We start from the raw sequence: 11,486 nt of genomic DNA on the forward strand, positions 1-11,486 counted from the left end.
GAGTAGGGCCAGCCTGGCGCCTGCCCACCCCACCTCCGACGCTTTGCTCTGCTTCAGTCACGGAAACACCCGCGCCGAGCTGCGGTTTCCGCCCGTCGGCCTGCTCCGGCCGGGTCGATGCCGGGTCACCGAGAGTTACTGTTGCCCCCGCTGAAGCAGAGCAAAGGGTGCGCGGGTGGGTGGTGGCCCGACCGCCCCCACGCCGCCGCCGGAAAGCGGTCCGGCCCGGTCGACGTGATCGACCGGGCCGGGCGGGTGGAGCGGTGGGACAGTTCAGTGGGCGGGCCGCGTGTAGTGCCCGTCGTGGTAGAGCAGGGGCTGGCCGTCCGGTTCGTGGCTGCCCAGCAGCGGCGCGGCGATCACGATCGCGTGGTCGCCGGCCGGGACGAGCTGGGTCACCCGGCAGAGCAGCCAACCCAGGGCACCGTCGAGCAGCGGCACGCCACGGGGGCCGTACCGCCAGTCCCGGTGGGCGGCGAACCGGTCGATGCCGTGGGTGGCGAAGGTGCCGGCCACCGCCGCCTGGTCCGCGCCGAGCAGGTGTACGCCGACGTGCCCGGCCCGGACCATCGCCGGCCAGCTCGACGAGTCCCGGTTCAGGCAGACCGAGACCAGCGGCGGATGCAGCGACAGCGAGGTGAACGAGGTCGCGGTGAAGCCGGCGGGGGGATCACCGGCGACGGTGACCACCACGACGCTCGACGCCTGGCGCCGGAACCAGTTCCGGAACAGCTGGTCGTCGACGGGTTGGCCGACGGGTGCTTCGATCTCCACGGTGGTCATTCCACTCCCACCTGGTTCCGGGGCTTCGGCATGGGGGCTCCTTTGCGCAGACGACGGCGGATCGGCGACGGTGGCGGCACGACGGCGGGCCGGGAGGGTCCGACCGCCGCGCCTCAGACCGTCGAGAGCTGGCGCTCGTCCCGGCGGGACCGGTCGAGCCAGAACGAGATGACCGGGTCGAGATAGTCCGCGTACGCCGGGACCGGCGACGTGGTCCCACTGGGCGGGAGCACGTTCCCGTCCTCCAGGTACGGACGGTACGTGGCCATCACCCGGTCGAGTACCCGGGGACTCGGCATCCGCACGTTGCCCACCTGCCAGCTGTCCAGCGACCGCCGCAGGAAGTCGTACTGACGCAGGCCGAGCACGGCGACCTGCCCCATGATCGGTCGACCCTCGATCAGCCGGTGCCGGTTGAGCACCGCCACGGTCTGCGACACCAGGTCGGTCATCATCGGTGCCGCCGGCCCCGCCGAGGCGACCACGTGCCGGGGTGCCCGGCCGGCGAACTGCCCGGCCATGAGCTGGAACAGTTCCTCGGCCACCCAGTCGACCGGCACGATGTCCATCCGGTGGTTCCGGGCCGCCGGGATGAACGGCAGCTCGTACCGCTCGATCAGCCGGACCAGCGGATAGATGCCGTGGAACCGGGAGATGCTGCCGCTACGGCTGTGTCCGACGACCAGGCTGCACGAGAAGACCGAGAGGGTCAGGTCGGCGAAGTCGGCGCGGAGCATCCGCTCGGCCGCGGCCTTCGACTCCTCGTAGGTGTTGCGGTAGCGCCAGTTCTCGGTGGCGGTGAACGCCGAGGAGACGTAGACGAACCGGGTGGTCGCCGAGGTGCGCCGGGCCAGCGTGGCGACGTGCCGGGTCACGTCGACGTTGGCGCGTACCGCGTCGGCCAGCGGCAGGGTCCAGCTCACGTTGGCCGCGACGTGCGCGACCAGGGTGTGTTCCACCCGGCCCAGCCGGGTGGCGAGGGCCGCGACCGCGGCGGCGTCGCTGAGGTCGCAGACCTCGGCGCGGAGCACCACCCGGAGTACCGGGTCGGCCCGCTCCAGGAACCGGTCCCGGGAGCGGTTGCTGGAGAAGATCCCGACCAGTTCCGCACTGCCGGCGAAGGTGGTGAGCCGCTGGGCCAGTTCGCTGCCCAGCGCGCCACCGAGGCCGGTGACCAGGATCCGTCCGGCGCTCATGCGACCTTCTCGAGGGCGGTGAGCTGCTCGCCGATCGCGGCCAGCATGCCCCGCGAGTTGGCTTCGATGGCCTGGGCGCCCAGCGGGTCGAGGACCGCCGACAGGGACGGGATGCCCAGGTCGAACTCCAGGGTCAGTTCGACCCGGACCCGGTCCCCGAGATCGGTCAGCTGCCAGTCGCCCCGGAACACCGCCAGGTCCCCGTCGACCTGGTCGAAGGTGATCCGGTGCGGCGCCTCGAAGACGTCCCGCTCCTCCCAGGTCATCTCGGTGCCGTCGAGCAGTACCCGCCAGGCGCTGACCGACTCACGGCCGGAGCGTTCGAGGATGTCGACGCTCAGCACGTTCGGCATCACCGCCGGATACCGCTCGAACGCCGACACCACGTTCCACACGTCGTCGATCGCCGCGCCCCGGATGTCGTGTGCGGCGTGAACTCTAGGCATGGTCACCTCTGTCTAAGCTCGGAGAAGTCGCGGCCGCAGCCGGCAGCGACGCGGCATTCACCGCCCCGACGAAGGCGTCGAGGCCGTCGATCAGCTCGGCCCGGTCGATGACCACCGGCGGGTAGATCCGGATCACGTTGGGGCGGCTCAGGCAGAAACTGATCAGCAGGTCCCGGCGGGCCGCCTCGATGACGACGTTGCCGGCGAGCGCCGGATCGTCCAGTTCGACGCCGATCATCAGGCCCTCCCCCCGGACCTCGCGGACCCGGGGGTTGGCGGCCAGCCCGTCGGCCAGGCGGGTCCGGGCGGTCAGCCCGAGATCGCGTACCCGGTCCAGCAGGTGCTCGTCGCAGACCAGGTCGACGACGGTCTCGCCGACGGTGGCGGCCAGGGCCCCGCCGGCGAACGACGAGGCGAGCACGACCGGGTCGGTGGCGGTGGCCCCGATGGTGGCGCTACTGAACACCACGGCCGAGACGGGGAGCAGGCCACCGCCGAGGGTCTTGCCGACCAGGAGCAGGTCCGGTCGGCAGTCGTCGGCGGAGCGCCAGCGCCGGCCGCACCGGCCGAGGCCGGTCTGGATCTCGTCGAGGACCAGGGGGGTACCGGTGGTGGTGCAGACCTGGCGCAGCTGCTCCAGGAACTCCCGGGCCACCGGGCGGATACCGCCCTCCCCCTGGATCGGTTCGATGAAGACCCCGGCGATCCGGCCGGTGGCGAGCAGTTCGCGGACCGGGCCGATGTCGTCGGGTTCCAGGAAGTGGACCGGGTTGCGCAGGCCGAACCGGTCCCCACCGCCGGCCGCGTCGGAGAGGCTGAGGGCGCCCATGGTCTTGCCGTGGTACGAGCGGCGGAAGGCCAGGAACTCGTCCCGGCCGGTGGCCAGCAGCACCATCTTGACGGCCATGTCGACGGCCTCGGCACCGGTGTTGGCCAGTACCGCCCGGTCCAGGTTGGCCGGGGTGGCGTCGATGAGCGCCTCGGCGCACCGGGTGGCGGCGTCGTTGCCGAGCACCTTGCCGGAGAGCCCCATCAGGTCGAGCTGCTTGGTGGCGGCGGCGGTCACCGCAGGGTGCCGGTGCCCCAGCAGGTGCAGGCCGAAGGAGCCGAAGTCGAGCCAGCGCCGCCCGGCGGTGTCGACGATCCAGGCGCCCTCGGCGGCGACCTCACCGCCGAGCAGGCCGGAGAGGCGGCGCATCAGCGCCTCGGACCTGCCGAAGGCGGCGGCGTAGCGGGTCAGAAAGCCGGTACTCATGGTCGACCGTGCTCCTTGCGGTGTCCGGGTGTCACGCGGGCCGCCCGGCACCGGCGGTGTCGAGCTCGCGGGTGAGGAAGTCCACGACGGCGGTGTCGGAGACCAGGGCCGGTACGACGTCTGGATCGATCTCGATGCCGAACTCGTTCTCCAGGGCGATGACGAAACGCAGGTGGCGCAGCGAGGTCCAACCGTCGACCGTCTGCGGGTCGAGCCGGTCCGGCAGGTCGGCCGGCGCACGGTCGAACACGGATGCGAAGACGTCGCGGACGCGTTGCTGGATCATCGGTTTTTCTCCTAGGAGCTCACCTTGGGCAGGATCTTGGTGGTCAGACGGGCGGGTACGGTCCGCCCGCCGCAGCTGTGCCGGGCCAGCGGCTCCCCGGCCGCCAGTGCGGTCGGTACCAGCCGGTTGGTCCGCAACGCCTGGTCGGGGTCCCGGAAGACCGGATTGGCACCGGGGGCCATCGCGGCGAAGAGGGCGAAGATCGGGTCGAGCACCTTGGTCACTCCGTCGGTGTCCTCGATCTCGACCCAGGCGTGCACCATCTCCATCCCGACCACCCAGCCCATCCGGGTGGTGGCCGGGACACCGGCCTCGACACAGAGCTGCCGCAGCCAGCGGCTGGCCGACGCGCAGCTCGCCACCCCCCGGTCGAGCATCAGGTCCACGTCGGCCTGGAGGTCCTCGGGCAGCTTGACCCAGCGCAGGTCGGCACCGAGGAACTCGCGTACCGCCGCCCGGGCCCCGGCGGACCGCAACGGCAGCAGTTCGCCCCGGGTCTGGAGGGTCGCCGTGATGCCCAGCGACGGGCTGGCGGAGACCACGGTGTCGTCGTCGCCCGCGTCGGCCGGGTCGGTGGCGTAGTCGGTGAGGTCGCCGTCGTACTCCTTGGGCAGTGGCCGGGCCAGCACGCTGCGGGGCGCGTCGCCGCAGCCGTCCGGTGCGTCGCACTCGACCCGGGCCGAGAAGGCCGCGGTACGGGGGGCGAGCAGCGCCTCGGTTCGGGCCCGCATCCAGCGCAGCGCGAAGACGAAGACCTGTTCGGACATGCTCTGGCCGGTACCGGCGTAGAGGCCCAGGTTGAACAGGTCCCGGGAGTCGAAGCGTTCCCGACCCGGCTCGCCGGTGGCGGGTAGCCCGCGCCGGACCAGGTCGCTCAGGGTGGCGTCGTCGCAGCCGAGCAGTTGCCCCGCCTCGGCCCGGCCGGTGTCCGCCCGCCGGTGCCGGGCCGGGATCGGGTAGAGCAGGGCGAGCGAGCGGTGCAGTCCCCCGGCGCTCATACCCGGCTCGGGCAGTCGCGCCACATGGTGGTGACCACCGCGCCGGTCGGCAGGGTGTACCGTTCCCGGACCCGCCAGCCGAGCAGTTCCTTGACCTCGGCCATCTCCGGTGAGGTCGCCTCCAGGTAGCCGGGTCGGCCGAGCCGGTCGATCCGGGCGGTGGCGGAGCGCATGAGCAGGTACCCGGCGCCCAGTGAGTCGGGCCGGGAACCGATCAGCCAGAAGTGCGCGTGCGCCTGTTCCGGGTGCAGCCGGTCCAGTGCGTTGGACACGGTCAGGCTGCGTGCGGTGGCCCGGGGGCCGGCGATGATGATCGCGACCGACCGGAGTACCCAGCCCCACCAGGGCAGTCCCCGCTCCCCGTCCGGGAAGACGATGATCACGCCGTCGAGCCGTTCGCCCCGGTACGCGCCGAGCAGCACCGCCCGGCGACCGCGGGCGATGAGCACCTCGGCGTAGTAGAGCGCGGTGAGTACCAGCCGACGGTGCCAGGCCCGGCGTGGACCGGTGGCCTGCCAGATCGGGTCGTCCATGAACGCGGCGGTGAAGACGCGGGCTGCTGCAAGATTGTCCCCGCGATCCAGATCGCGGGCCTTCAGTTGGTTTTCTGTCGCCACGCTCATCGGGTCCCCTGACTCCCTGACGTGTCGTTCGCAGGGCGCCGGATTCGATCCTGCTGGTCCTGCTACTTTTCGGCTGAGCAGCAGAACACCACCGCACCTGGTGCGTGTCAACGGAAAGGCATTCGTTTAGGGGGGCCGAGGGGCCCTTTTCCGGGGCGATTGTTAGGGGTCATTCCACTGCCCGGAACGGGATGAACATACCAGCGCCGTCACCGAAAGCGACGGTACGGGCACGGAAACGGTGCCGGGGTGTGGGCCCCTGGGCCCACGGCGTCAGGGGTGCCTAGGGGATGTCTCCGGCCGCCGGTACCGGTGATCCTTGACACAGGTGGGTGGTGGCCGGCGACCCTGCCGGCGACCCGCCCGCGAAGAGGTAGTCGAGAAACCAGGCGACGCAAAGGCGGTTCCCATGCCCGAAAGTAGCAGTTCCAGCTCGTCGGCCCCCACCTCCACGCTGCTGGCGCCACCCCGGACCGGCCAACTCGCCGCCGACCGCCCGGTGGACCGGGTGGCCGCCGCCCGCCGGATCGACGGGGTGTCGGTGGTGCTGGAGGGTGGCCCGGCCGGTCTGCCCCGCACTCTGGTGGTCACCGCCCCGATGGCCGCCGAGGGTCGGCTGCGGATCAGTCACCACGGTGGCTACGAACACTTCGAACGGGTCTTCGCCCCGAGCGGGCGGTCCAATGTGTTCCGCTGGACGAGTCGGACGAAAATCGCCGAGTGACATCGCCTGCGATTGTGGTGGGGCGGTACGGAAAAGGCGCGACCCCTAACCGCCCTTAACGTCGGGCGAGCCACCCTAGAAACAAATTCCAGTTGTTCCGGTGCAATTTTCTGCCCCATACGCTCGCCCGGTGAGCACCAATGACGCCAAGGGCGGCAGCCTGCTGGCGATCAGTGACCTGCACGTCGGTTACCCCGCGAACCGGGAGATCGTCGCCGACCTTCGCCCCACATCCGACCAGGACTGGTTGATCGTGGCGGGGGACGTCGGCGAGCACGTGGCCGACGTGACGTGGGCCCTCGGCCTGCTCAGGGAGCGGTTCGCCAGGGTGGTCTGGACACCCGGCAACCACGAACTCTGGACCCCCCGGGACGACCCGGTCCAGCTGCGCGGCGAGCAGCGCTACCAGCACCTGGTCGGGCTCTGCCGTGACCTCGGGGTGGTGACACCCGAGGACCCGTACCCGGTGTGGACCGGTCCGGGTGGCCCGGTCGTCGTCGCCCCGCTCTTCCTGCTCTACGACTACAGCTTCCGGCCGGCCGGGACCAGCAAACAGGAGTCGCTGGCCTGGGCACACCGGTCGGGGGTGGTCTGCACCGACGAGTTCCTGCTGCATCCCGACCCGTACCCGGACGCCGACAGCTGGTGCGCCGCCCGGGTACGCCGGACCGCGCGCCGGCTCGACGCCGTCGACCCGGCGCTGCCCACCGTGCTGGTCAACCACTTCCCGATGACCCGGGAGCCGACGGAGGTGTTGCGCTACCCGCAGTTCGCCCAGTGGTGCGGCACCACCCGGACCGCCGACTGGCACCGGCGGTACCGGGCCCGGGCCGTGGTCTACGGACACCTGCACATCCCGCGTACGACCTGGGCCGACGACGTCCCGTTCGTGGAGGTCTCCCTCGGCTACCCGCGGGAACGCGAGATGTACGGACGACATGGCGACCACCTCAGGGTGGTCCTCCCAGCGGAGGAGAACGCATGATCGAATCCATCCTTCCGGCCTACGTGGTGGCCGTCGACCTGTTCGACGATCCGCCGGACGCCCGGCTCTTCGACGCCGAGGAGCGGGTGGTGAGCCAGGCGGTGGAGAAGCGCCGCCGGGAGTTCACCACCGCCCGGTTCTGTGCCCGGCGGGCCCTGGCCCTGCTCGGCCGGCCACCGGCCCCGATCCTGCCCGGCCAGCGGGGCGAACCGCGCTGGCCGATGGGGATCGTCGGCAGCATCACGCACTGCGCCGGGTACCGGGGGGCGGTGGTCGGTGAGGCCGAGCGGGTCCGGACCATCGGCATCGACGCCGAGCCGAACGCCGCGCTGACCGACGGCGTGCTGGAGGCGGTCTCCCTGGCCGTCGAGCGGGACGACATCCGGATGCTGACCCGGGAACATCCCCGGGTGCACTGGGACCGGCTGCTGTTCAGTGCCAAGGAGTCCGTCTACAAGGCGTGGTACCCGTTGGCCCACCGCTTCCTGGACTTCGAGGAGGCGATGATCAGCATCGACCCGCTGGCCGGCACCTTCTCCGCCCGGTTGCTGGTCGACGGGCCGATGGTCAACGGCCGGCAGTTGACCGGTTTCACCGGGCGGTGGCTGGCCTCGGACGGGCTGCTGCTGACCACGATCGTGGTGCCCACCATGCTGGCGACCCGGCACACGCCGGTCCGGGTCCCGGTGGCCACGCCGGTCGTCCCGGCTCCGGCCTGAGCCGGACGGGTGGTACGCGCCGGACGGGCCCACCCGTCCGGCGCGTACCGCTGCCCGGTGAACGACCGGCACGGTGCGGTCCCGCCACCCGCTCCGACGCTCAGCTCGCACCGGAGAAGTCGAGTTCCAGGTCCGCCGGCAGTTCACTGCGCCGGGTCACGTTCAGCTTCCGGTACGTCCGGGTCAGGTGCTGTTCCACCGTGCTGATCGTGATGTAGAGCTTCTCGGAGATCTCCCGGTTGGTGTAGCCCACCGCGGCCAGCGCGGCGACCCGGCGTTCGGCGTCGCTGAGCAGGGCGGTGACCCCACCAGGCGCGGGTTGCTGCTGCACCGGGTTCGGGCCGTCGTCCCAGGCGGCGTTGCGGGACAGCACCCGGATCAACCGCTGGGCCTGGCACTCCTCGGCCAGGGCCCGGCCGCGCCGGCCGATGGTGCCGGCCCGCCGCGACTCGCCGAGCGCGTAGTACGCCTCGGTCAGGTCGACCAGGGCCCGGGCCATCTCGTACCGGTCGCCGCCGGCCTGGAGCAGGTCCGCCGCCTGGCGCAGCAGCATCGGCCGGTGCCGCACGTGGCTCACCGAGGCGAGCTGCCGCAGGGTGATCCCGTGTACCCGGGCCATCTCCTTGCCGCACCGGCCGAGCTGGTCCTCGACCAGCCGGCGGGCCTCGTCCGGGCGCCCCATCCGCAGGTACACCTCGGCGGCTTCGGTGCGCCAGGGCACCAGCCCCGGCACGTCCAGTTCCCAGCCGCCCATCAACTTGCCGCAGAGCTGGAAGTCCCGCAGTGCCAGCGGCAGGTGCCCGGCAGCCAGGCTGTACCGGCCCCGCGCGTGCAGGTAGTGCAGGCCGTACCGGGTCTGGAACATCGCCTCCGGCACCGGCTGGTCGAGCTGCTCGCGGACGTCGTCGAAGCGCCCCATCGCGGTGGCGGCGAGCATCAGGTTGGCCAGCGGGAGACCCACCGCCACCCCCCAGCTGCTCGGCGGCATCAGCCGCAGCGCCGCGCGGGCGGACCGGTCGGCGCCGGGCAGGTCCCCGAGCCGCATCGCGATCTCCGAACGGACCGCCAGCAGCCGGGCCTGCCGGCTCGGCGCCCGCCGGTTCTGGGCCTCCTCGACGAACAGGTCGCACCAGGGCGCGGCACGTTCCGCCTGCCCACCGTAGACCAGGGAGAGCAGGGCGCTCTCCACGGTGTCCAGGGTCATCTCGTCCAGCCGGGACCCCCGCAGGATCCGCTCGACCTCGGTGGCGAGGTCACCGGTCAGGCCCTTGGTGAGCACGGTGGCCAGCGCGCTGGCGGCCTCCAGCCGGCGGCTGGCGGCCACCGTGGTCACCGCAGCCGGGGCCTGCCGCAGGTGGGTCAGGAACGGCGGGTACGAGCAGCGCAGCCAGGGCCGGGTGATGGCCAGTTCGGCGACGGTGTCCGGGTCCAGCCCGATGCCGGTGTCGTTGAGCTTCTCCAGCACGTCCCGGGCCTCGGCGAACCGGCCGTGCCAGAGCAGCACCTTGGCCAGTACCACCGTGTCACCGCCGCGCAGCAGGCCCCGTCGCATGGCGTCGACGAGCTGCGGCAGGTGACCGGCGGCCAGGCTCGGGTTGATCCGCCACTCGGCGCGGACCAGCGTGGTCATGATCCTCGCCTGCCGCTGCTCGTCGGCGCAGGACCGCCAGGCGAGCTTGAGGCACTCCACCGCCGACGGGACCCGGCCCTCCCGCAACGCCTGCCGGGCCGCGTCCTCCAGTACCGCGATGCCCCACGGCTCGTTGACGTGACCGGCCCGGACCAGGTGCTCCGCCACCGTGCAGGGTGCGGCGCCCCGGTCGTAGGCGAGCACCGCGGCCCGGCTGTGCAGGGCGGTCCGCTCGTCGGTGTCGAGTTCGGCGAGGACGGCGGACCGGGCCGCCGGGTGCCGGAAGCCCCCCGGGGTGAGCACGCCGGCCGCCGCGAGCGCCCGTACCGTGCGGACCGCCGATTCGGTGTCGACGTCGAGCAGCCGGTTCAGCGAGTCGGACTCGCCGAGCACGGCGACCCCGCGCGCCACCCGGAGCACGTGCGGGCCACCCCGGTGCAGGCAGGCCACCACCGCCTGGGCGTACCGGTCGCCGACCGTCACCTCGGCCGCCTGGTCGGTGTCGGCACCGGCGGCCTGCTGGTGGTCCTCCAGCAGGGCACCGAGCAGTCGCGGGTTGCCGCCGCTGAGCGCGTACCACTCGGCGGCGAACCGGCCGGCGGCGGCCTGGCCGACCACCGGTTCGGCGGCCCGGCGGACCCCGACGGCGGTGAGCGGGGCCAGTCGGATGGTGCTGCTGTAGCCGGGGCGGAGCAGCTCGTCCCGCATCAGCGGCTCGCCCGGCTGGCCGTACTCGGCCCGGCTGAGGAGCATCAGTACCCGGGCCCCCCGCACCCGGCGGGCCAGGTAGGACAGGCACACCACGGAGGCGTGGTCCGCGTGGTGCAGGTCGTCCACCACCAGCACCAGCGGGCTCTCCTCGGCCAGGTCGAGCAGGACGGTGCAGAGCGCGTGCACCGTCTGGATGTCGATCTGCCCGCCGTCCGGCTGACCGGTCCGGGTGGCGCCCCGGATCCCCTCGGCGAGCAACTCCATCGCCCGGGTGCGGTCCTCGGCCCGCAGTGGGGCGTCGTGCACCAGCTGGCTCAGTACCCCGAACGGCAGGTCCCGTTCGGTACGCGCACCGGCCGCCGTGACGGCCACGGCGCCCTGGTCGACCGCCTGGTCGACGAACGCGCTCAGCAGTTCGCTCCGACCGGTCGCCACGGCGCCGGTGACCATCGCCACCCGACCCCGACCCGCGATCACGGCGGACAGTAGCTCGTTGAGGGAGGAGACTGCCTCATCCCGCTCGACCAGTCTCAACCTGTGCCTCCTTGGCAACACGATGTTGTCCGACTCGTTGGTGTGGAGGGATCTCCGGCCCAGGCGGTGCGGTAGGTCACGCACGCGTGCCGAAGTACATGGAGTACGAGTACGGCGTGAGCAGGACCTGGATGTGACAGGTACGTGCCCCGCCCCGGGCGCGGAAGATCACCGCGATCTCCGGGTACGCCGCGTCGATGCCCAGACATGCGAAGTACCGGTCGCTGTCGAAGACGATCCGGTACGGTCCCCCCTCCATCTGTTCCCGCGTCCACTCGTTGATCTGACCGTCGGTATCTGTCTCGGCAGTACTGATGTGCTCCCATCCCGCTTCGGCCGTACGCTCCAGCCGGGCACGGATGCCCACCGCTGGTCGACCGTAGATACCGTCCAAAACCTGGGCGGAGACGCTCATCTGCACTCACTTGACTTGTCCGGCCCGCCGGTACGGCGGTCACCATCAGCGAACGGGCGAGCCGGGCCTTCCGACTCTCTACGTCGTACACACTTCGGGGTCCCCTTATCGGGGCGCCTTCAAGGGGCTATCCGGGCGTGGAGGGGTTGCCCCGGGGCGACCCCTCCACGCCCGGATAGCC

Annotated in this window: 12 protein-coding genes; 3 read left to right on the top strand and 9 right to left on the bottom strand. The window is 71.9% G+C overall.

The window, feature by feature from the left end; translation table 11 throughout:
- Positions 1-273: 273 nt before the first annotated feature.
- From GSF22_RS23440 to GSF22_RS23470, 7 genes are all read right to left on the bottom strand, one after another.
- Entirely contained in the window at positions 274-783 is a 510-nt protein-coding gene (locus GSF22_RS23440; protein WP_208815892.1) for a flavin reductase family protein, read from the bottom strand.
- A gap of 113 nt (positions 784-896) precedes the next feature.
- Positions 897-1,979 carry an SDR family oxidoreductase gene (locus GSF22_RS23445; protein WP_208815893.1) on the bottom strand — a complete coding sequence of 361 codons (1,083 nt, stop codon included), beginning with the start codon at positions 1,977-1,979 and terminating at the stop codon, positions 897-899.
- Positions 1,976-2,425 carry a type II toxin-antitoxin system RatA family toxin gene (locus GSF22_RS23450; protein WP_208815894.1) on the bottom strand — a complete coding sequence of 150 codons (450 nt, stop codon included), beginning with the start codon at positions 2,423-2,425 and terminating at the stop codon, positions 1,976-1,978. The genes GSF22_RS23445 and GSF22_RS23450 overlap by 4 nt, the downstream gene beginning before the upstream one ends.
- On the bottom strand, positions 2,418-3,680 hold the full coding sequence (locus tag GSF22_RS23455) for an aspartate aminotransferase family protein (RefSeq protein WP_208815895.1): 1,263 nt from the start codon (positions 3,678-3,680) through the stop codon (positions 2,418-2,420). The genes GSF22_RS23450 and GSF22_RS23455 overlap by 8 nt, the downstream gene beginning before the upstream one ends.
- Positions 3,681-3,711: 31 nt before the next feature.
- A complete protein-coding gene (locus tag GSF22_RS23460) occupies positions 3,712-3,966 on the bottom strand; it encodes an acyl carrier protein (protein WP_208815896.1) in 255 nt (84 codons plus the stop codon).
- Positions 3,967-3,977: 11 nt separating this feature from the next.
- Positions 3,978-4,964, bottom strand: a complete 987-nt coding sequence (locus GSF22_RS23465) for a hypothetical protein (protein WP_208815897.1) — start codon at positions 4,962-4,964, stop codon at positions 3,978-3,980.
- Entirely contained in the window at positions 4,961-5,587 is a 627-nt protein-coding gene (locus GSF22_RS23470) for a hypothetical protein (RefSeq protein ID WP_208815898.1), read from the bottom strand. Before GSF22_RS23470 ends, GSF22_RS23465 begins: the two co-directional genes overlap by 4 nt.
- A gap of 409 nt (positions 5,588-5,996) precedes the next feature.
- Here GSF22_RS23470 and GSF22_RS23475 point away from each other — a divergent pair, with 409 nt between their 5' ends.
- The 3 genes from GSF22_RS23475 to GSF22_RS23485 all read left to right on the top strand — a co-directional run bounded on the left by GSF22_RS23475 (position 5,997) and on the right by GSF22_RS23485 (position 8,015).
- Complete coding sequence (locus tag GSF22_RS23475; RefSeq protein ID WP_244368328.1) at positions 5,997-6,311, top strand: DUF5988 family protein; 315 nt, start codon at positions 5,997-5,999, stop codon at positions 6,309-6,311.
- Positions 6,312-6,441: 130 nt separating this feature from the next.
- Positions 6,442-7,296 (top strand): metallophosphoesterase family protein, encoded by an 855-nt coding sequence (locus GSF22_RS23480; RefSeq protein ID WP_208815899.1) that lies wholly within the window; start codon positions 6,442-6,444, stop codon positions 7,294-7,296.
- Positions 7,293-8,015, top strand: coding sequence for a 4'-phosphopantetheinyl transferase family protein (locus GSF22_RS23485; protein WP_208815900.1), 723 nt, complete (start codon positions 7,293-7,295; stop codon positions 8,013-8,015). The genes GSF22_RS23480 and GSF22_RS23485 overlap by 4 nt, the downstream gene beginning before the upstream one ends.
- Before the next feature lie 100 nt (positions 8,016-8,115).
- Here GSF22_RS23485 and GSF22_RS23490 read toward each other — a convergent pair whose 3' ends face one another.
- Positions 8,116-10,890, bottom strand: a complete 2,775-nt coding sequence (locus GSF22_RS23490; RefSeq protein ID WP_208815901.1) for a helix-turn-helix transcriptional regulator — start codon at positions 10,888-10,890, stop codon at positions 8,116-8,118.
- 76 nt (positions 10,891-10,966) lie between these two features.
- Complete coding sequence (locus GSF22_RS23495; RefSeq protein WP_208815902.1) at positions 10,967-11,305, bottom strand: hydroxyisourate hydrolase; 339 nt, start codon at positions 11,303-11,305, stop codon at positions 10,967-10,969.
- Positions 11,306-11,486 lie beyond the last annotated feature (181 nt).

The sequence above is a fragment of the Micromonospora echinofusca genome (genome assembly GCF_017614955.1).
Taxonomy (GTDB): Bacteria; Actinomycetota; Actinomycetes; order Mycobacteriales; family Micromonosporaceae; genus Micromonospora; species Micromonospora echinofusca_A.